The sequence below is a fragment of the Rhodovulum marinum genome (genome assembly GCF_004343075.1).
In the GTDB taxonomy this organism is placed as follows: domain Bacteria; phylum Pseudomonadota; class Alphaproteobacteria; order Rhodobacterales; family Rhodobacteraceae; genus Rhodovulum; species Rhodovulum marinum.
Genome location: NZ_SLXP01000016.1, coordinates 49685 through 67860 on the forward strand (window position 1 = coordinate 49685; position 18176 = coordinate 67860).

The window sequence follows — 18176 nt, forward strand, 5'->3', positions numbered from 1 at the left end:
TGCGGCCTAGCGCAGAAAGCCCATGGCGTAGGTGGGGCTGGCCATTTCGCGGGCGAGATAGGCGTTCAGCGCGTCGGGGTCGGGGGCGCGGGTGGTTTTCGTTTCCCCGGCGGCCAGCCCGCCGGTGATGAACAGCGAATCGAGGTCTTCGCCCAGCGCGCCGCGAATGTCGGTGGCGATGCCGTCGCCGATGCACAGGATCTGGTGGTCGGGCACGTCGGCCACCTGGGCCAGCCGCTGGCGGGCAAGATCGTAGATCGCGGGCTGGGGCTTGCCGAAATACAGGCTTTCGCCGCCCATCTCGGTATACAGCCGCGCCACCGCGCCCGCGCACCATTCGCGCGTCTCGCCGCGGTCCACGACGATATCGGGATTGGCGCAGAGAAGTTTCAGGCCCTTCTGCTTGGCGTAAAGCAGTTGCGGGCGCAGGTCGGCCGGGTCGGCATGGGCGTCGAAGGGGCCGGTGCAGACGATGCCCTCGGCCTGCTCCAGCGGCACGCGTTCGATATCGACGGGGTCTTCGACGATGCGGATCGGGTCGAAGAAGGTCAGGTCGAACTCGATTCCCACGAACCAGATCTTTTGCCCCACGGCGCCCCGGAACATCGCCGCCCGCGCCGCGTCGCCCGAGGTGGCGATGGTGTCCCAGCAATCGGTCGGCACGTTCAGTTGCGCCAACTGCCCCTCGACCGCCTTGCGATGCCTTGGCGCGTTGGTCAGCAGCACCACCGCGCCGCCCCCCGCCTTGTAGCGCTGCAGCGCGGCGACCGCGTCGGGGAACGCCTTGTGCCCGTTATGCAGGCACCCCCACAGATCGACGAACAACGCGCGGTAGCGGTCCGACACCTCGTCGAGACGGTCGATGATCTGGGTCATGGGGGGACGTCCTTGAGCGAAAAAGGGGCGCCCGGTGCGGGCGCCCCGGAAAGGGATCAGAGCTGCAGGTTCGGCAGGATCTGCTTTTTCCGGCTGACGATGCCGGGCAGGACGACGGTGTCGCCCTCGACCTTGGCGGCAAAGCTTTTCTCGGCCAGCGCCTTGACCAGGTCGTTCGGCACCAGGAGCGTCGCCTCTTCGCGCAGGATGTCGACAACGAAAAGCAGCACCTGGTCGGCGCCGTCTTCGGCGGCCACGGTCTTCATCGACTCCATCAGGCTGGCCTTGCGGTCCAGCACCGTCGCGGGCGAGGTCGTTTCCAGGACCGAAACGCGCAGTTTCTTGCCCGCGACCTCGTATTCCTTGGAATCCATCCGCAGCAGTTCCGCGTCGGAAAAGGCCGACACGTCGGATTTCGCCGCGAACATCTCGGCCGCGTAATCGGGGATCGAGATGCCGAGGTCGGCGGCCAGTTTCTCGGCCAGCGCGCGGTCGACGGGCGTTGTGGTGGGCGAGCGGAATTCCAGCGTGTCGGACAGGATGCAGGACAGCATCGCGCCCTTGATGTTTTCCGGCATCTTCGCCGCGTTCTCGCCCATCAGGTCATGCATGATGGTGGCGGTGCAGGCCACGGGGCGCACGGTGATGTCGATCGGCGCGCGCGTTTTCAGCCCGCCGACCAGCATGTGGTGGTCGATCAGGGCCAGCACGTTGGCCTCGTTGATCCGGGCGGGCAGTTCGGCGGGGTTGTTGGTGTCGACCACCACGACGTCCTGGCCGGGGGCGACATCGGCGACAATCTCGGGCTGGTCGAAGCCCCAGCGTTGCAGCACGAATTTCGCCTCGGTGTTGGGTTCGCCCAGCAGGACGGGCTGGGCCGCCTTGCCTTCGATCTCGGAAAGATACCACGCCCAGATGAGGGGCGAGCCGGTGGAATCGGTGTCGGGGGCCTTGTGGCCGAGAACCTTGATCGTCATGGGATTGGGTCCGGTTGTCTGGTGGGTGGGTCGGGCGCCCTTATAGGCAGGGGCGCGGGGCTTGTCACGGGGGCGGCGGGCGAAGCTTTCGTGACGCCGGGCGGCGTTCGGGCGCGCGGGTCCCGGCCGTGAAATTTTTCGGCTTGCCAGTGCTTGACAGGCTGCGGCGTCTTGCCTACCTCAGCGTCCGTTAGCACTCGACGGGTGCGAGTGACAACAGTTCACACCCTGAACCAAGGAGCGTTCAAAGATGGCATTCAAACCTCTGCACGACCGTGTTCTGGTCCGCCGGGTCGAAGGCGACGAAAAGACCAAGGGCGGTCTGATCATCCCCGACAGCGCCAAGGAAAAACCGGCCGAGGGCGAGGTGATCGCTTGCGGTGAAGGCGCCCGCAAGGATTCGGGCGAACTGATCGCGATGGCGGTCAAGGAAGGCGACCGTATTCTCTTCGGCAAGTGGTCGGGCACCGAGGTGACGATCGACGGCGAAGAGCTGCTGATCATGAAGGAAAGCGACATCCTCGGCGTCATCGCCTGAGCCGTCGCACCACATTCAACCGGATAACCAGGAGCAATCGAAATGGCTTCCAAGGACGTCAAGTTCAGCACCGATGCCCGCAACCGCATGCTGAAAGGCGTGAACATCCTCGCCGATGCGGTCAAGGTCACCCTGGGCCCCAAGGGCCGCAACGTGGTGATCGAGAAATCGTTCGGCGCGCCGCGCATCACCAAGGACGGCGTGACCGTCGCCAAGGAAATCGAACTGGAAGACAAGTTCGAGAACATGGGCGCGCAGATGGTGAAAGAAGTCGCCTCGCGCACCAATGACGAGGCCGGCGACGGCACCACTACCGCCACCGTTCTGGCCCAGGCCATCGTGCGCGAAGGCATGAAGTCGGTCGCCGCCGGCATGAACCCGATGGACCTGAAGCGCGGCATCGACCTGGCCTGCAACAGCGTGGTCGAGGCGATCAAGGCCGCCGCGCGCCCGGTCAACGACAGCGACGAAGTCGCCCAGGTCGGCACCATCTCGGCCAACGGCGAGGCCAATATCGGCCGCATGATCGCCGACGCCATGCAGAAGGTCGGCAATGACGGCGTCATCACCGTCGAAGAGAACAAGGGCATGGAGACCGAGGTCGAGGTCGTCGAAGGGATGCAGTTCGACCGCGGCTACCTGTCGCCCTACTTCGTGACCAACCCCGACAAGATGGTCGCGGAACTGGAAGACTGCCTGATCCTGCTGCACGAGAAGAAACTGTCGTCGCTGCAGCCGATGGTGCCGCTGCTGGAATCGGTGATCCAGTCGCAGAAGCCGCTGCTGATCATCGCCGAGGACGTCGAGGGCGAGGCGCTGGCGACCCTGGTGGTCAACAAGCTGCGCGGTGGCCTGAAGATCGCCGCCGTCAAGGCGCCGGGCTTCGGCGATCGCCGCAAGGCCATGCTGCAGGACATCGCGATCCTGACCGGCGGCCAGGTGATCAGCGAAGACCTGGGCATGAAGCTGGAGAATGTCACGCTCGACATGCTCGGCTCGGCCAAGAAGGTGCTGATCAAGAAGGACGACACCACGATCATCGACGGCGCCGGCGACAAGGCCGAGATCGAGGCGCGCGTCGCCCAGATCCGTCAGCAGATCGAGGAAACCTCGTCCGACTACGACCGTGAAAAGCTGCAGGAACGTGTCGCGAAACTGGCCGGTGGCGTTGCCGTCATCCGCGTCGGCGGCATGACCGAGGTCGAAGTGAAAGAGCGCAAGGACCGCGTCGACGACGCCCTGAACGCGACCCGCGCGGCCGTGCAGGAAGGCATCGTGGTCGGCGGCGGCGTCGCCCTGGTGCAAAGCGGCAAGGCGCTTGACGGCCTGACCGGTGCCAACGAGGACCAGAACGCCGGGATCGCCATCGTGCGCAAGGCCCTGGAAGCCCCGCTGCGCCAGATCGCCGAGAACGCCGGTGTCGACGGCGCCGTGGTCGCGGGCAAGATCCGCGAAAGCGACGACAAGAACTTCGGTTTCAACGCGCAGACCGAAGAATACGGCGACCTGTTCAAGTTCGGCGTGATCGACCCGGCCAAGGTGACCCGCACCGCGCTGGAAGACGCGGCCTCGGTCGCCGGTCTGCTGATCACCACCGAAGCGATGGTGGCCGACAAGCCCGAGCCGAAAGGCCAGGGCGGCGCCGGTGCCGGCATGCCCGACATGGGCGGCATGGGCGGCATGATGTAAGCCGATCCTTCGGGACCCATTATCGGAAGGGGCCGCGGTTGCGCGGCCCCTTTTTCTTTTGCCTGCCGGATGGGCAATTCGGTCCGGGTGGCCTGGCGCCGCGCGGGTTCTGTTTGCGCCGGGCCGGGCGCTGCGTAGAGTGGCGGCATGGAGACATGCGCGACGGACCACCGCCGGGAAATCCGGTTCCTTCTGAATGACGATGAGCAACGGGTGGCCGAGGTCGGCGCCGAGGACACGCTGCTGGATTTCCTGCGCCTGCGGCGGCGGCTGACCGGCACCAAGGAGGGCTGCGCCGAGGGCGATTGCGGGGCCTGCACGGTGCTGGTGGGGCGGCTGGCGGGCGGGGACCTGGTGTACGAGCCGGTGAATGCCTGCATCCGCCTGCTGGCCAGCCTGGATGGCTGCCACGTGGTGACGGTGGAACACCTGGGCGCGCACGGGCTGCACCCGGTGCAGCGAGCGATGGTCGCCCATCACGCCAGCCAGTGCGGGTTCTGCACGCCGGGCATCGTGATGGCGCTGGCCGCGCTGTGGCTGGAGACGCCCGCGCCCGACGACGCGCAGATCGAGACCGCGTTGCAGGGCAACCTGTGCCGCTGCACCGGCTATGCGCCGATCCTGCGTGCTGCGAAATCCGCGCGGGACTTCGGCGACCCGGGCGACGATCCGCTGGTGGCGGGCCGGGCCGGGGTGGCGGCGCGGCTTGCCGCGCTGCGCGACGGGCGCCGGGTGGAGGTCGCCCGGGGCGACAGCCGGGCGATCCTGCCCGCGGACGTGGACGATTTTGCCGCCCTGTTCGCGGCGGAACCGCAGGCGACGGTGGTCGCGGGCGCGACCGATGTGGGGCTTTGGGTGACCAAGGGGCTGAAACGGATCGGGCCGGCGATCTTCATCGGGCATCTGGACGGGCTGCGGCGGGTGGAATTGGCCGGGGGCGCGCTGGAGATCGGGGCGGGCGCCAGCTATGCCGAGGCGGCCCCGGCGCTGGTCGCGGCCTTCCCGCACCTGGGCGATTACTGGAACCGCATCGGCGGGCCGCAGGTGCGCGCGATGGGCACGGTGGGGGGCAACATCGCCAACGGCTCGCCCATCGGGGACACGCCGCCCGCGCTGATCGCGCTGGGGGCCGAGGTGGTGTTGCGGCGGGGCGATGCGCGGCGGGTGCTGCCGCTGGAGGCGTTTTTCCTGGACTACGGCAAGCAGGACCGCGCGCCGGGCGAGTTCGTGGAAAGCCTGCGCGTGCCGCTGGCGGCGCCGGGGGCGCGGCACGCGGCCTACAAGGTGTCGAAGCGCCGCGACGAGGATATTTCCGCGGTCGCGGCGGGGTTCGCCGTGACGGTCGAGGGCGGCACGATCACCGCCGCGCGGCTGGCCTTCGGCGGCATGGCGGGGGTGCCGAAACGGGCCGCCCGGGCCGAGGCGGCGCTGGTGGGGCGGCCCTGGGCCGAGGCCACGCTGATCGCGGCGGCCGGGGAATTGCCGCGCGATTTCACGCCGCTGAGCGACTGGCGCGCCTCGGCCGCCTATCGCATGCGGGTCGCGCAGAACCTGTTCCGCCGGTTCTGGCTGGAGCAGGCGGAGGCAGGGGTATGACCGGGATCAAGGGGGCGGTGCACCGCGATCTGGCGCATGACTCGGCGGTAAAACACGTCACCGGCCGGGCAGACTATACCGACGATATCCCCGAACCGGCGGGCACGCTTCACGGCTATCTGGGGCTGGCGCAGGTGGCCCATGGGCGGCTGAGGGGGCTGGACCTGTCGGAGGTCGCCGCCGCGCCGGGTGTGGTGGGCGTGTTGGGGGCGGGGGATATTCCGGGGCTGAACGACATCAGCCCCGCAGGCACGGGCGACGAGCCGGTTTTTCCCGAGACGGTGGTGGAGTTCCACGGCCAGCCGATTTTCGCCGTGATCGCCGAGAGCCGTGACGCCGCGCGCCGGGCGGCCACGTTGGCGCGGGTGGAGGTCGAGCCGCTGCCCGCCGCGGTCAGCATCGAACAGGCGCTGGCGGCGGGTTATCCGGACGTGACCCCGCCCCTGAAACTGGAACGCGGCGATGTGGCCCCCGCGATGGCCGCCGCGCCGCGCCGGATCGCGGGGCGGATGGCGGTGGGCGGGCAGGACCACATGTACCTGGAGGGCCAGATCGCCTTTGCCATCCCGGGCGAAGATGACGAGGTGACGGTGCACGCCTCGACCCAGCACCCGACCGAGGTGCAGCAGATGGTGGCGCAGGTGCTGGGCGTGCCGGCCAGTGCCGTGGTGGTGAACGTGCGGCGGATGGGGGGCGGGTTCGGCGGCAAGGAAACCCAGATGAACCTGTTCTGCGTGGTCGCGGCGATGGCCGCGAAACGCTGGAACCGCCCGGTCAAGATCCGCCCCGACCGCGACCAGGACATGATCGCCACCGGCAAGCGGCACGACGTCGTGGTGGATTACGAGGTGGGGTTCGGGGATGACGGGGTGATCCACGCGGTGGATGCGACCGTGACCGCGCGGTGCGGGTTCTCGGCGGACCTGTCGGGGCCGGTGACGGACCGCGCGCTGTTCCACGCCGACAACGCCTATTTCTACCCGGCGGTGCGGCTGCGCTCGCGGCCGATCAAGACCAATACCGTGTCGAACACGGCCTTTCGCGGCTTCGGCGGCCCGCAGGGGATGGTGGCGGCCGAGCGGATGATCGAGGAGATCGCCTATGCGCTGGGCCGCGATCCGCTGGAGATCCGGCGCGCGAATTTCTACCGCGAGGGGCGCGACCTGACGCCCTATCACCAGCGGGTCGAGGACAATATCGTGGGCCGGCTGGTCGACGAGCTGGAGGCCAGCGCGGACTATGCCGCGCGACGGGCCGCGGTGCTGGACCACAACGCGCGGGGCGGCGTGATCCGCAAGGGCATCGCGTTGACGCCGGTGAAGTTCGGGATTTCCTTCACCGCGACCTGGTACAACCAGGCGGGCGCCTTGATCCATGTCTACAAGGACGGGTCGATCCACCTGAACCATGGCGGCACCGAGATGGGGCAGGGGCTGAACACCAAGGTGGCGCAGGTGGTGGCCGACGCGTTCCAGGTGGATATCGGGCGCATCCGGATCACGAAGACCACGACCGAGAAGGTGCCGAACACGTCGGCCACGGCGGCCTCTTCGGGGTCGGACCTGAACGGGATGGCGGCGCTGGATGCCTGCGAGCAGATCAAGGCGCGGCTGGTGGCGTTCGCCGCCGAAAGCCGGGGGGTGGCGCCCGAAGATGTGCGTTTCGCCCCGAACGAGGTGCGGATCGGGGGCGAGGCCGTGCCCTTCGACCGGCTGGTACACGAGGCCTATATGGCGCGGGTGCACCTGTCGGCGGCGGGGTTCTACAAGACGCCGAAAATCCACTGGGACCGGGCGGCGGGGCGGGGGCACCCGTTCTATTACTTCGCCTATGGCGCGGCCTGTTCCGAGGTGTCGGTGGATACGCTGACCGGGGAATACCGGGTCGACCGGGTGGATATCCTGCACGACGTGGGCCGGTCGCTGAACCCGGCGCTGGACCTGGGCCAGGTCGAGGGGGGCTTTATCCAGGGGATGGGGTGGCTGACCACCGAGGAGCTTTGGTGGGACGACGAGGGGCGGCTGCGCACCCATGCGCCGTCGACCTACAAGATCCCGCTGGCCTCGGACGTGCCGCGGGTGTTCAACGTGGCGCTGGCCGACTGGTCCGAGAACCGCGAGAGGACGATCAAGCGGTCCAAGGCGGTGGGCGAGTCGCCCTTCATGCTGGCCATTTCGGTGCTGGAGGCGATCTCGATGGCGGTGGCGAGCGTGGCGGACTACCGCGAATGCCCGCGCCTTGACGCGCCCGCCACGCCCGAACGGGTGCTGATGGCCGTGGACCGGCTGCGCGGGGTCTAGGCGATGGCGTGCGATCCGGTGCTGGAGGCGTTCCTGGCGGCCGCGCCCGACTGCGTGCTGGTGCGCGTGGACCGGGTCGCGGGGTCGGCCCCGCGCGAGGCGGGGGCGTGGATGCTGGTTTCCGCGGGCGAGAGTTACGGGACCATCGGCGGCGGGCGGCTGGAATTCGAGGCGATGAAAGCCGCCCGCGCGATGCTGGCCGGCGACGGGGCCGCGCGGCGGATCGAGATGACGCTGGGCCCCGAGACCGGGCAGTGCTGCGGCGGGCGGGTGGCGGTCACGCTGGCGCGGCTGGACGACGCGGCGCGCATGGCGCTGGGGCGCGCGGCGGGGGCGCGGCCCCCTGTCTACGTGATGGGGGCGGGGCATGTGGGCCGGGCGCTGGCCGGTCTGCTGGCGCAGATGCCGGTGCGGGCGGTGCTGGTCGACAGCCGGGCGGGCGAACTGGCCCGCGCGCCCGCGGGGGTCGAGGCCCGCCTGAGCGCGCTGCCCGAAGCCGAGATCCGCGCGGCCCCGCCGGGCAGCGCCTTTGTCGTGCTGACCCATGACCATGGCCTGGATTTCCTGCTGGCCGCCGAGGCGCTGGCGCGCGGCGACGCGGCCTATGTCGGGCTGATCGGGTCGGCGTCCAAGCGCGCGCGGTTCCTGCGCCACCTGGCCGAGACGGGGCAGGCGGACCGGGCGGGCGCGCTGACCTGCCCGATCGGGGCGGCGGGGGCGGGGGACAAGCGCCCCGCGGTGATCGCCGCCTTTGCGCTGGCCGAGATCATGGGCGCGCTGGCCCGTGCCCCGGCCGCCCGGGCGGACGCGCCCCCCGGGCTTATTCCTTGCGGCGGTTGGTGACCTCGAAATCGGCGTTCAGGTCGATATCGTACTGGCCGTCGATGCAGAACACGTCGTCCAGTTCATAGCCGCCGCCGTCCTCGGCCTCGATATTGCCGGGGTCCATCTCGCATTGCATTTCGGCAAGCAGGGCGGTGATCCGCTCGACCACCTCGGGGGAAATTTCGGCGTCCTGCGCGGTGGCAAGGCCGGGGGCCGCGACCAGGGCGGCGAGGACAAGAAGGCGTTTCATGGCGGTCTCCCTTACCGGATCGAGAATTGCACGCGCTGCGCATCGCCGGTCGAGCCGGGAATCTTCAGCTCGACGCTGCCCGGCTTGATCGCGACGAAGGAAATCCGGGCGGTGCCGGCGGCGTCGAATTCCAGGCTGTCGACGGCCATCGGGCGGATCTCGATATCGTTTATGACGATCTCGTTGATCCAGATGTTGCGGAAGAAGTCGGACCCCGTGATCGCCAGTTCGGCGGACCCGTCGGCGGTGATCTCAAGCTCGTAATAGGCGCCCGATTGCAGCTCGATCGGCTGGGCGCCAGCGTGCAGCGGCTGGCCCGAGGCCAGCGTCAGTTCGATCGGCTCGCCGCGGTTGCAACTGGCCAGAAGCCCGGCAAAGCCGAGGTTGTCGCAGAGCGGCGCGGCGGCCAGGGGCCCCGCGCCCGCGCCCGCGGCCAGTGCGGCCGCCAGGGCCAGTGAAAACCGTGTCATTCTTGTCCTCCCTTGCGTCTTGTTCTGCCGACGTCCCGCGCCGTTGTTTCAGGACAGACGACCACCCCGGCCCGGCCCGGTCAATGATCCGAAAGTATCTGCCACGCCCCCCCGGTGGCGAGGTAATCCGCATCCGCCCCGTGGCCAGCGGGTTTTTCCGTTGCGTCGAAACTGTGCAAACCGGCGACGGGGGCGGCGCCGGAGACATGGGCGCGAAACTTTCGTTCAATCGCATTTCCCATCCGAAGAAATCCCGCTAAGTCTGTCCCGGACCTTAACGACTGGTGGACCGGATGAGCAGCGGCAGCAGCCTGTTACCGATCATTGCGATCCTTCCTTTCCTCGGCGCGCTGGTGCCGGGCGTGATGATCCGCGCGGGGCGGAGTGCCTGTGCGACCTTTACCGCGATCCCGACGATCCTGGCGCTGGTGATGCTGGGGGTGCTGGTGCCCGACGTGATGCGGGGCGAGGTGATCCAGTGGCGGGTCGAGTGGCTGCCGCAGCTGGGCCTGTCGGCCAGTTTCTTCCTGGACGGGCTGGGGATGCTGTTCGCGGGGATGATCCTGGGGATGGGCCTGCTGATCACGCTGTATGCCCGGTTCTACCTGTCGGGCGAGGACCCGATGGGGCAGTTCTATACCTATCTTCTGTTGTTCCAGGGCGCGATGCTGGGCATCGTGATTTCCGACAACATATTGCTTTTGCTGATCTTCTGGGAACTGACCAGTCTGACCTCGTTCCTGCTGATCGGGTATTGGAAGCATTTGCCCGAGGGCCGGCAGGGCGCGCGGATGGCGCTGGCGGTGACCGGGGCGGGCGGGCTTGCGATGATCGGCGGGATGCTGATCCTGGGCCAGATCGCGGGCAGCTATGAACTGACCGAGATCCTGACGCAGGGCGACGCGATCAAGGCGTCGGAGTGGTATCTGCCCGCGCTGATCCTGATCCTGATCGGGGCGTTCACCAAGTCGGCGCAGTTCCCGTTCCATTTCTGGCTGCCGCACGCGATGGCCGCGCCCACGCCGGTCTCGGCCTACCTGCATTCGGCGACCATGGTGAAGGCGGGCGTGTTCCTGATGGCGCGGATGTGGCCAGTGCTGGCGGGGACCGATGCGTGGTTCTACATCGTGGCGACCACGGGCCTGGTCACGATGGTGCTGGGCGCGCTGATCGCGATCTTCAAGGACGATCTCAAGGCGCTGCTGGCGTTTTCCACGGTCAGCCACCTGGGCCTTTTGACGATGCTGTTGGGGTTCGGGACGAAATTCGCGGCCATCGTGGCGGTGTTCCACGTCATCAACCACCTGACCTTCAAGGCGGCACTGTTCATGTCGGCGGGCATCGTCGATCACGAGGCGCATACCCGCGACATCAAGCGGCTGGGCGGGTTGGCGAAGCTGATGCCGATCACGGCGGCCATCGGCATGGTGACGGCGCTGTCGATGGCGGGGATCCCTCTGTTCAACGGGTTCCTGTCCAAGGAAATGATGCTGGACGCGGCGTCGGAGACCGCCTGGGCGGGCAGCCATTGGGCGGTGCCCGCGGCGGCGACGCTGGGCGCGCTGTTGTCGGTGGCCTATTCGTTCCGGTTCATCGCGCATGTGTTCCTGGGCCCGGTGCGCGACGATTACCCGTCGAAACCGCATGACCCGCCCTTCGGGATGTGGGCCGCGCCCGCGTTCCTGGCGGTGTTCGTGGTGCTGATCGGCGTGCTGCCCGCGGTGGTCGTCGGCCCGCTGGTCGCGGTGGCGGGCGGCGCGGTGATCGGGGGCGGCGAGTTGCCCTATTACTCGTTGAAAATCTGGCACGGGGTGAACACGGCGCTGATCATGTCGATCATCGCGGTGGCGGGCGGCCTTGTGGTGCTGTCGCTGCACCGGCCGCTGGACCGCCTGTGGCAGGCCGCCCCCCGGCCCGAGGCCAAGGTGATCTTCGACGCGCTGATCGACGCCTCGGCGGCGGTGACGGGCTGGGTCACGCGGGCGCTGCATAACGGCGCGATCAGCCGTTACCTGGCGATCTTCGTGGTGGCGACCGTGGGCCTGGGGATCGCGGCGTGGAATGGCGGCGCGCTGGCCCCGCGTACGCGCGAGATGCTGCCGATCCCGCCGGTGGTGGCGGTGGGCTGGGTGCTGCTGGTGGTGGCGACCTTCCTGGTGGTGACGATGCACCGGCGCCGGTTCCAGGCGCTGGTGCTGATCGGGGTGATCGGGCTGATGGTGTCGGTGGGCTTCGTCTACCTGTCGGCGCCCGACCTTGCGCTGACCCAGATCTCGGTCGAGACGGTGACGATCATGCTGTTGCTGCTGGCGCTGCATTTCCTGCCCAAGACCACGCCGCTGGAAAGCCCGCTGTGGCGGCGGACCCGCGACGGGGTGATCGCGGTGACGGCGGGCGTGGCGGTCGCGGGGCTGGCGATGGCGTTCCTGATGCGCGATTTCTCGTCGATCTCCGACTTCCACCTGGCCAATTCCTATACCGGGGGCGGCGGGACCAACGTGGTCAACGTGATCCTGGTCGATTTCCGGGGCTATGACACCTATGGCGAGATCATCGTGCTGGGGATCGCGGGGCTGACGATCTTTGCCCTGATGGAGGCGCTGTTGAACGGCCCGGCGGCGCGGCGGCTGCGGAATGCCGATTTCGCCAACGACCGGTCGCGCGACCGCCACCCCTTGATGATGGTGATCGCGACCCGCGCGATGATGCCGATCGCGGTGATGGTGGGCGTCTACATCTTCCTGCGCGGGCACAACCAGCCGGGCGGCGGGTTCGTCGCGGGGCTGGTGATCTCGATCGCGCTGTTGATGCAATACATGGCGTCGGGATTCGCCTGGACGCAGGAACGCAAGCGGATCGAGTATCACGCGATGATCGGCTGGGGCGTGGTCGTGGCGGGGCTGACGGGCGTCGGTGCGTGGCTGGCGGGCAAGCCGTTCCTGACCAGCGCCTATGGCTATATCGACCTGCCGGGGATCGAGGAATTCGGCCTCGGCTCGGCCTTCCTGTTCGACCTGGGCGTGTTCCTGACGGTGCTGGGGGCGGTCATGCTGATGCTGTACAGCCTGTCGCGGATCGCGCGCTATGCCGGCGAGACGGTGAATGTCGAGCCGATGGATTACGACCCCTCGTCGCGTGTCGAAGCGGCCAGGAACGGAGGCGAGTGAGATGGAGTTGGTGGTGGCAAGCGCGGTGGGCGTGCTGACCGCGGGCGGGGTCTACCTGATCCTGCGGCTGCGCGCGTTCCCGGTGATCCTGGGGCTGGCGCTGTTGTCCTATGCGGTGAACGTGTTCCTGTTCGCCACGGGGCGGCTGGCGATCAACGCGCCGCCAGTGCTGCAGAAATACGGCGAGGCGGCCTATACCGACCCGCTGCCGCAGGCGCTGGTGCTGACGGCCATCGTGATTTCCTTTGGCATGACGGCGGTGTTGGTGATGATCGCGCTGGGCGCCTATATCGAGGCCGATGACGACCGGATCGACATGACCGGGGATGACGAGGCCGCCGGAAAGGATTCGACGGCATGATGCACTGGATCATCGCCCCGGTCGTTCTGCCGGCGCTGCTGGCGCCGCTGATCGCGTTCGTGATGCGCCACGACATCGTGCTGGCGCGGGCGGCCTCGTTCGCGGGCACGCTTGCGCTGGTCGCGATCTCGGTGGGCCTGACGGTGCTGGCCGCGGATGGGGCCACCCATGTCTATGAACTGGGCGACTGGCCCGCGCCGTTCGGCATCGTGCTGGTGCTGGACCGGTTGTCGGCGCTTCTGGTGTTGCTGACGTCCGTTCTGGCGCTGATCGTGCTGACCCATGCCACGGCGACGGGCTGGGACGCGCGGGGGCGGCATTTCCATGCGCTGTTCCAGTTCCAGCTGATGGGGATTTGCGGTGCCTTCCTGACCGGCGACGCGTTCAACCTGTTCGTGTTCTTCGAGGTTCTGCTGATCGCGTCCTACGGGCTGATGATCCATGGCGGCGGCAAGGTGCGGCTGCAGGCGGGGCTGCAATACGTGGTGATGAACCTGGCGGGGTCCACGCTGTTCCTGTTCGCGCTGGGCACGCTTTACGCCACGACGGGCACGCTGAACATCGCCGACCTGGCGGTGAAGGTGCGCGAGATCCCCGTCGAGGATGCGGCGCTGATCCGGGTCGCGGCGATGCTGTTGATGATCGTCTTCGCGATCAAGGCGGCCCTGTTCCCGATCCAGTTCTGGCTGCCCGCGACCTATGCCAACGCGCCCGCGCCGGTGGCCGCCCTGTTCGCGATCATGACCAAGGTGGGGGCCTATGCCATCGTGCGGGTGCACACGGTGGTGTTCGGCCCCGATGTCGCGGCGCTCAGCGGGTTGCCGGGGACATGGCTGTACCCGGCGGCGGCGGTGACGCTGGCCATCGGGGCGTTCGGGGTGCTGGGGGCGCGGCGGCTGATGCCGATGCTGGCCTTCTCGGTGGTGGCCTCGATGGGCACGCTGATGCTGGGGGTGGCGGCGTTCACGCCCTGGGCCACCACGGCGGCGCTCTATTACCTGATCCATTCGACCTTTGCGGCGGCGGCACTGTTCCTGCTGGCCGACCTTGTGGTGGCCCGCCGCCCCGAGGGCGACCGGCTGAGCGCCGCGCCCGCCACGGTGCAGAACGGGTTGTTCGCGGCGCTGTTCTTTGCCGGGGCGCTGGGCATGGCGGGGATGCCGCCGTTGAGCGGGTTCCTGGGCAAGCTGATGCTGCTGGACGCGCTGCGCGATCCGGGACCGATGGTACTGGGCTGGGTGGTGATCCTGGGCGGGTCGCTGTTGATCATCGTCGGGCTGGCGCGGGCGGGCAGCATCCTGTTCTGGAAATCCACCGCGGTGGCCGCCCATATCCCTCCCGAGGAAGAGTGCGAGGACGACATTCGCCCGGAAATCCGCCCCGCCGGGCCGCTGCAGGTCGCGCCGACCATGGCCGCCGTCGCGTTGTTGGCGCTGCTGGCCGCCTTTGCCGGGCCGGTGACGGACTACCTGGAAAACACCTCGGCCCAACTGTTCCAGCCCGACGATTACATCGCCGCCGTGCTGGACGCGGGCGAGGAGGGCTAGGCCATGCTGCAACGCATCTTTCCCCACCCCTTGCTGAGCCTGACGCTGACCCTGGTCTGGCTGGGGCTGGTGAACAAGGTCACCGCCGGCAACCTGGTCCTGGGGGTGGCGCTGGGCATCGTCGTGCCGGTGATGACCGCGCCCTACTGGCCGAACCGCCCCCGGATCCGCAGGCCGCTGCGCGTGGCGGAATACATGCTGGTGGTGCTGTGGGACATCGTGGTGGCCAACGTGCAGGTCGCGATGATCATCCTGTTCAAGCGAAATTCCGACATCCATTCGAAATGGGTGGCGGTGCCGCTGGAACTGACCTCGCCCGAGGCGATCACGGTGCTGGCGGGCACGATCACGATGACGCCGGGCACGGTGTCGGCGATGCTGTCGGCCGATGGCGGTGCGATCCTGGTGCATTGCCTGCACACCGACGACCCCGAGGGGGTGCGCGACGAGATCAAGGCCCGCTATGAACGCCGGTTGAAGGAGATTTTCGAATGATCGAGGCCGCGCTGATCTTCGCCTTCGGCTGTTACGGGCTGGGGCTTCTGGCGAACCTGTGGCGGATCACGCGGGGCCACGACGTGGCCGACCGCATCCTGGCGCTGGACACGATGGTCATCAACCTGATCGCCATGCTGATCCTCTACGGCATCTGGCAGGGCACGGCGGTTTATTACGAGGCCTCGATGCTGGTCGCGATGGTGGGCTTCGTCTCGACGGTGGCCTATTGCCGCTTCGTGCTGCGCGGCGACATCATCGAATAGGGGGCGGGCATGGATTTCCTGGTCGAGTTTCTGATCGCCTTCTTCCTGGTCGTCAGCGGCATCTTCGGGCTTGTCGGGTCGTTCGGCATGGTCAAGCTGCGCGACACGATGCAGCGGCTGCACGCGCCGACCAAGGCGACCACCCTGGGCGTGGGGGGCGTGCTGATCGGGTCGATGCTGTATTTCATCTTCGTGAAGGGCGGCTTTTCCTTCCACGAGATGCTGATCACGCTGTTTCTGTTCCTGACCGCGCCGATCACCGCGAACTTCATCGCCAAGACCTATCTTCAGGCGCATCTGCGCAATTCGGACCTGCCGCAGACCGGGCGCAAATACGGCTGGTCGCTGTTCGACGACCCGCCCTCGGAAAAGCCCGACAGGTAAGGCCCGGCCCGAAACCCCTTGCGGCATGGGCCGCGGGCGGCGATGCTTGCATCAGGCAAAGCCGACACCGGGGCCATGACCGAAACCGACACCGCGACGGCGCCCGCCTCCGAGGCCAGGCGCGCGGGCCGCATCCGGGCGATCCGGGGCGCGGTGGTCGAGGTCCGCTTTCCCGGCGCGCCGCCCGCGATCAACACCTGCCTTCTGGCCGGCCCCGAGCGCGACCGCGTGATCGAGGTGGCCAGCCTGATCGACCGGCACACGGTGCGCGGGCTGCTGCTGAACCCCGCGCGGCGCGTGGCGCTGGGCATGGAGGTGGTCGATACCGGCGGCCCGCTGACCGCGCCGGTGGGGCCGGGGGTGCTGGGCCGGATGATCGACGTGTTCGGCGCGCCGCTGGATGGCAAGGGGCCGCTGGAGGACGTGCAGCGGGTGCCGATCCACCGCCCGCCGGTGCCGCTGACCCGGCGCCGCCCCGGCGGCGAGGTGTTCGAAACCGGGATCAAGGCGATCGACCTGTTGTCCCCCATCGAACGCGGCGGCAAGGCGGGGCTGTTCGGCGGCGCGGGGGTGGGCAAGACGGTGCTGATCACCGAGTTCATCCACAACATGGTCGCCGAATACGAGGGCGTCAGCCTGTTCTGCGGCGTGGGCGAACGGTCGCGCGAGGCCGAGGAGCTGTATCGCGAGATGCGCGCGACGGGCGTTCTGGACGGCGCGGTTCTGGTCTTTGGCCAGATGAACGAAAGCCCCGGCGCGCGGTTCCGCGTGGCCCATACCGCGCTGACCATTGCCGAGCATTTCCGCGACGTGGACCACCGCGACGTGATGGTGCTGATCGACAACATCTTCCGGTTCGTGCAGGCGGGGGCCGAGGTGTCGGGGCTTTTGGGCAACATCCCGTCGCGGGTGGGCTATCAGCCGACGCTGGCCTCGGAACTGGGCGCGCTGGAGGAACGCATCTGCAACACCGATGCGGGCGCGATGACCTCGATCCAGGCGGTCTACGTGCCGGCGGACGATTTCACCGACCCGGCCGCGACGCATGTGTTTTCGCACCTGTCCTCCTCGGTGACGCTGTCGCGCAAGCGGGCGAGCGAGGGGCTGTACCCGGCGATCGACCCGCTGAAATCGGCCTCGAAAATGCTGACGCCGGGCACGGTGTCGGACCGCCATTACCGCGTCGCGCGCGAGGTGCGGCGCGTGCTGGCCGAATACGAGGCGTTGGCCGACATCATCGCGATGCTGGGTCTGGAGGAGCTGTCCGAGGCCGACCGCGCGACCGTGGCCTGCGCCCGGCGGCTGGACCGGTTCCTGACCCAGCCGTTCTTTACCACCGAGCAATTCACCGGCCAGCCGGGCCGGTTCGTGGCGCTGGACGACACGCTGGCGGGCTGTGAGGCGATTCTGTCGGGGGCGCTGTCGCACCTGCCCGAAAGCGCGTTCTACATGGTGGGCGGGATCGACGAGGCCGAGGCGCGGGGGGTGGCGGCATGCGGCTGACGGTGCTGACCCCCGAGGCGCGGCTGTTCGACGGGCCGGTGACCAAGGTGCTGGCCGAGGCCACGAACGGCGCCTTTGCCCTGTTGCCGCGCCATATCGACATGACCGCGCCGCTGGTGCCCGGCGTACTGGTCTATGAAACCGAGGCCGGGGGCACGGGCTATTTCGGCATCGACGAAGGGCTGCTGGTGAAATGCGGGGACGACGTGTCGGTGGCGGTGCGCCGGGCGGTCGCGGGCCGCGACCTGGCCGAACTGCGCCGGCTGGTCGCGCGCGAGTTCGTCGCCGTCGATCCGCAGGAACAGGCCGCGCGCGGCGCGCTCGCCCGGCTGGAGGCGGGCGTGGTGCGCCGGATGATGGACCTGGAGCGGGAGCGATGAGCGCGCGCGAACCCGACAAGGCCGCGGCCATCGCCCGCAAGGCCGCCCGCAAGGAGGCCGCGCAGCGCGGCACGGGCCGGGGCGTGTGGTTCGGGTTCGGCATGTTCGGCCTGGTGGGCTGGGCCGTCGCGGTGCCCACGCTGATCGGCGTGGCGCTGGGCGCGTGGCTGGACCGGGCGGTGGGCGGCGAGTTCTCGTGGACGCTGGCGCTGCTCCTGGGGGGCGTGGCGCTGGGCTGTGTGAACGCGTGGTTCTGGGTGACGAAGGAAAGCCGCGATGACGATTGACTGGGGCCTCGTGGGGTCGCTCGTGCTGTCGCTGGGGATCGGCGCGGCGTTCGGCGCGGTCTACCTGCGGCTGCTTTGGCACTCGACCCAAGGCATCGCCGCGGCGGGGGGCGCGGGGCGGTTGATCCTGGGTTTCGCGCTGCGGATGGCGCTGGCGCTGGGCGTGCTGGGGCTGGCGCTTTGGGCGGGGGCGGGGGCGGGGCACCTGCTGGCGGGGCTGCTGGGCTTCGTGCTGGTGCGGCAGCTGGTCCTGCGGCGGAGGTGA

19 protein-coding genes are annotated in these 18176 nt (G+C 68.5%); 15 read left to right on the plus strand and 4 right to left on the minus strand.

The window, feature by feature from the left end; translation table 11 throughout:
* Positions 1-6: 6 nt before the first annotated feature.
* Positions 7-876 (minus strand): TIGR01459 family HAD-type hydrolase, encoded by an 870-nt coding sequence (locus tag EV662_RS17435; protein ID WP_132465494.1) that lies wholly within the window; start codon positions 874-876, stop codon positions 7-9.
* 56 nt (positions 877-932) lie between these two features.
* Positions 933-1853, minus strand: coding sequence for a manganese-dependent inorganic pyrophosphatase (locus EV662_RS17440; protein WP_132465497.1), 921 nt, complete (start codon positions 1851-1853; stop codon positions 933-935).
* A gap of 250 nt (positions 1854-2103) precedes the next feature.
* Between EV662_RS17440 and EV662_RS17445 the strand changes: the two genes are divergently transcribed.
* From EV662_RS17445 to xdhC, 5 genes are all read left to right on the plus strand, one after another.
* Complete coding sequence (locus EV662_RS17445; protein WP_132465500.1) at positions 2104-2391, plus strand: co-chaperone GroES; 288 nt, start codon at positions 2104-2106, stop codon at positions 2389-2391.
* Positions 2392-2433: 42 nt separating this feature from the next.
* Complete coding sequence (gene groL, locus EV662_RS17450; protein ID WP_132465506.1) at positions 2434-4080, plus strand: chaperonin GroEL; 1647 nt, start codon at positions 2434-2436, stop codon at positions 4078-4080.
* Between the two features lie 147 nt (positions 4081-4227).
* Positions 4228-5676 (plus strand): xanthine dehydrogenase small subunit, encoded by a 1449-nt coding sequence (gene xdhA, locus EV662_RS17455; RefSeq protein ID WP_132465509.1) that lies wholly within the window; start codon positions 4228-4230, stop codon positions 5674-5676.
* Positions 5673-7976: a xanthine dehydrogenase molybdopterin binding subunit gene (gene xdhB, locus EV662_RS17460; RefSeq protein WP_132465512.1), complete on the plus strand. Its 2304-nt coding sequence runs from the start codon at positions 5673-5675 to the stop codon at positions 7974-7976. The genes xdhA and xdhB overlap by 4 nt, the downstream gene beginning before the upstream one ends.
* 3 nt (positions 7977-7979) lie before the next feature.
* Positions 7980-8819 carry a xanthine dehydrogenase accessory protein XdhC gene (gene xdhC / locus EV662_RS17465; RefSeq protein ID WP_132465515.1) on the plus strand — a complete coding sequence of 280 codons (840 nt, stop codon included), beginning with the start codon at positions 7980-7982 and terminating at the stop codon, positions 8817-8819.
* Here the strand turns inward: xdhC and EV662_RS17470 are convergent.
* Positions 8797-9051 carry a PepSY domain-containing protein gene (locus EV662_RS17470; RefSeq protein ID WP_132465518.1) on the minus strand — a complete coding sequence of 85 codons (255 nt, stop codon included), beginning with the start codon at positions 9049-9051 and terminating at the stop codon, positions 8797-8799. The genes xdhC and EV662_RS17470 overlap by 23 nt on opposite strands.
* 11 nt (positions 9052-9062) lie before the next feature.
* Positions 9063-9521, minus strand: coding sequence for a cupredoxin domain-containing protein (locus EV662_RS17475; protein WP_132465521.1), 459 nt, complete (start codon positions 9519-9521; stop codon positions 9063-9065).
* 293 nt (positions 9522-9814) lie between these two features.
* On the opposite strand from EV662_RS17475, the gene EV662_RS17480 reads away from it, so the two are divergent.
* The 10 genes from EV662_RS17480 to EV662_RS17525 all read left to right on the plus strand — a co-directional run bounded on the left by EV662_RS17480 (position 9815) and on the right by EV662_RS17525 (position 18176).
* Positions 9815-12688, plus strand: coding sequence for a monovalent cation/H+ antiporter subunit A (locus EV662_RS17480; RefSeq protein ID WP_132465524.1), 2874 nt, complete (start codon positions 9815-9817; stop codon positions 12686-12688).
* Between the two features lies 1 nt (position 12689).
* A complete protein-coding gene (locus EV662_RS17485) occupies positions 12690-13049 on the plus strand; it encodes a Na+/H+ antiporter subunit C (protein WP_132465526.1) in 360 nt (119 codons plus the stop codon).
* Positions 13046-14596: a monovalent cation/H+ antiporter subunit D gene (locus EV662_RS17490; protein WP_132465529.1), complete on the plus strand. Its 1551-nt coding sequence runs from the start codon at positions 13046-13048 to the stop codon at positions 14594-14596. The genes EV662_RS17485 and EV662_RS17490 overlap by 4 nt, the downstream gene beginning before the upstream one ends.
* 3 nt (positions 14597-14599) lie before the next feature.
* A complete protein-coding gene (locus EV662_RS17495; protein WP_132465532.1) occupies positions 14600-15091 on the plus strand; it encodes a Na+/H+ antiporter subunit E in 492 nt (163 codons plus the stop codon).
* On the plus strand, positions 15088-15357 hold the full coding sequence (locus EV662_RS17500) for a K+/H+ antiporter subunit F (protein ID WP_132465535.1): 270 nt from the start codon (positions 15088-15090) through the stop codon (positions 15355-15357). The genes EV662_RS17495 and EV662_RS17500 overlap by 4 nt, the downstream gene beginning before the upstream one ends.
* Before the next feature lie 9 nt (positions 15358-15366).
* On the plus strand, positions 15367-15741 hold the full coding sequence (locus EV662_RS17505; RefSeq protein WP_132465538.1) for a Na+/H+ antiporter subunit G: 375 nt from the start codon (positions 15367-15369) through the stop codon (positions 15739-15741).
* Positions 15742-15816: 75 nt separating this feature from the next.
* Positions 15817-17244, plus strand: coding sequence for a F0F1 ATP synthase subunit beta (atpD, locus tag EV662_RS17510; protein WP_132465541.1), 1428 nt, complete (start codon positions 15817-15819; stop codon positions 17242-17244).
* Positions 17235-17624: a F0F1 ATP synthase subunit epsilon gene (locus EV662_RS17515; protein ID WP_132465544.1), complete on the plus strand. Its 390-nt coding sequence runs from the start codon at positions 17235-17237 to the stop codon at positions 17622-17624. The genes atpD and EV662_RS17515 overlap by 10 nt, the downstream gene beginning before the upstream one ends.
* Positions 17621-17911: an AtpZ/AtpI family protein gene (locus EV662_RS17520; RefSeq protein WP_132465547.1), complete on the plus strand. Its 291-nt coding sequence runs from the start codon at positions 17621-17623 to the stop codon at positions 17909-17911. The genes EV662_RS17515 and EV662_RS17520 overlap by 4 nt, the downstream gene beginning before the upstream one ends.
* On the plus strand, positions 17901-18176 hold the full coding sequence (locus EV662_RS17525; RefSeq protein WP_132465550.1) for an N-ATPase subunit AtpR: 276 nt from the start codon (positions 17901-17903) through the stop codon (positions 18174-18176). The genes EV662_RS17520 and EV662_RS17525 overlap by 11 nt, the downstream gene beginning before the upstream one ends.

Coding starts and splice junctions, on each gene's coding strand:
- EV662_RS17435 (WP_132465494.1), bottom strand. CDS start 876: ATGACCCAGATCATCGACCGTCTCGACGAGGTGTCGGACCGCTACCGC.
- EV662_RS17440 (WP_132465497.1), bottom strand. CDS start 1,853: ATGACGATCAAGGTTCTCGGCCACAAGGCCCCCGACACCGATTCCACC.
- EV662_RS17445 (WP_132465500.1), top strand. CDS start 2,104: ATGGCATTCAAACCTCTGCACGACCGTGTTCTGGTCCGCCGGGTCGAA.
- groL (WP_132465506.1), top strand. CDS start 2,434: ATGGCTTCCAAGGACGTCAAGTTCAGCACCGATGCCCGCAACCGCATG.
- xdhA (WP_132465509.1), top strand. CDS start 4,228: ATGGAGACATGCGCGACGGACCACCGCCGGGAAATCCGGTTCCTTCTG.
- xdhB (WP_132465512.1), top strand. CDS start 5,673: ATGACCGGGATCAAGGGGGCGGTGCACCGCGATCTGGCGCATGACTCG.
- xdhC (WP_132465515.1), top strand. CDS start 7,980: ATGGCGTGCGATCCGGTGCTGGAGGCGTTCCTGGCGGCCGCGCCCGAC.
- EV662_RS17470 (WP_132465518.1), bottom strand. CDS start 9,051: ATGAAACGCCTTCTTGTCCTCGCCGCCCTGGTCGCGGCCCCCGGCCTT.
- EV662_RS17475 (WP_132465521.1), bottom strand. CDS start 9,521: ATGACACGGTTTTCACTGGCCCTGGCGGCCGCACTGGCCGCGGGCGCG.
- EV662_RS17480 (WP_132465524.1), top strand. CDS start 9,815: ATGAGCAGCGGCAGCAGCCTGTTACCGATCATTGCGATCCTTCCTTTC.
- EV662_RS17485 (WP_132465526.1), top strand. CDS start 12,690: ATGGAGTTGGTGGTGGCAAGCGCGGTGGGCGTGCTGACCGCGGGCGGG.
- EV662_RS17490 (WP_132465529.1), top strand. CDS start 13,046: ATGATGCACTGGATCATCGCCCCGGTCGTTCTGCCGGCGCTGCTGGCG.
- EV662_RS17495 (WP_132465532.1), top strand. CDS start 14,600: ATGCTGCAACGCATCTTTCCCCACCCCTTGCTGAGCCTGACGCTGACC.
- EV662_RS17500 (WP_132465535.1), top strand. CDS start 15,088: ATGATCGAGGCCGCGCTGATCTTCGCCTTCGGCTGTTACGGGCTGGGG.
- EV662_RS17505 (WP_132465538.1), top strand. CDS start 15,367: ATGGATTTCCTGGTCGAGTTTCTGATCGCCTTCTTCCTGGTCGTCAGC.
- atpD (WP_132465541.1), top strand. CDS start 15,817: ATGACCGAAACCGACACCGCGACGGCGCCCGCCTCCGAGGCCAGGCGC.
- EV662_RS17515 (WP_132465544.1), top strand. CDS start 17,235: ATGCGGCTGACGGTGCTGACCCCCGAGGCGCGGCTGTTCGACGGGCCG.
- EV662_RS17520 (WP_132465547.1), top strand. CDS start 17,621: ATGAGCGCGCGCGAACCCGACAAGGCCGCGGCCATCGCCCGCAAGGCC.
- EV662_RS17525 (WP_132465550.1), top strand. CDS start 17,901: ATGACGATTGACTGGGGCCTCGTGGGGTCGCTCGTGCTGTCGCTGGGG.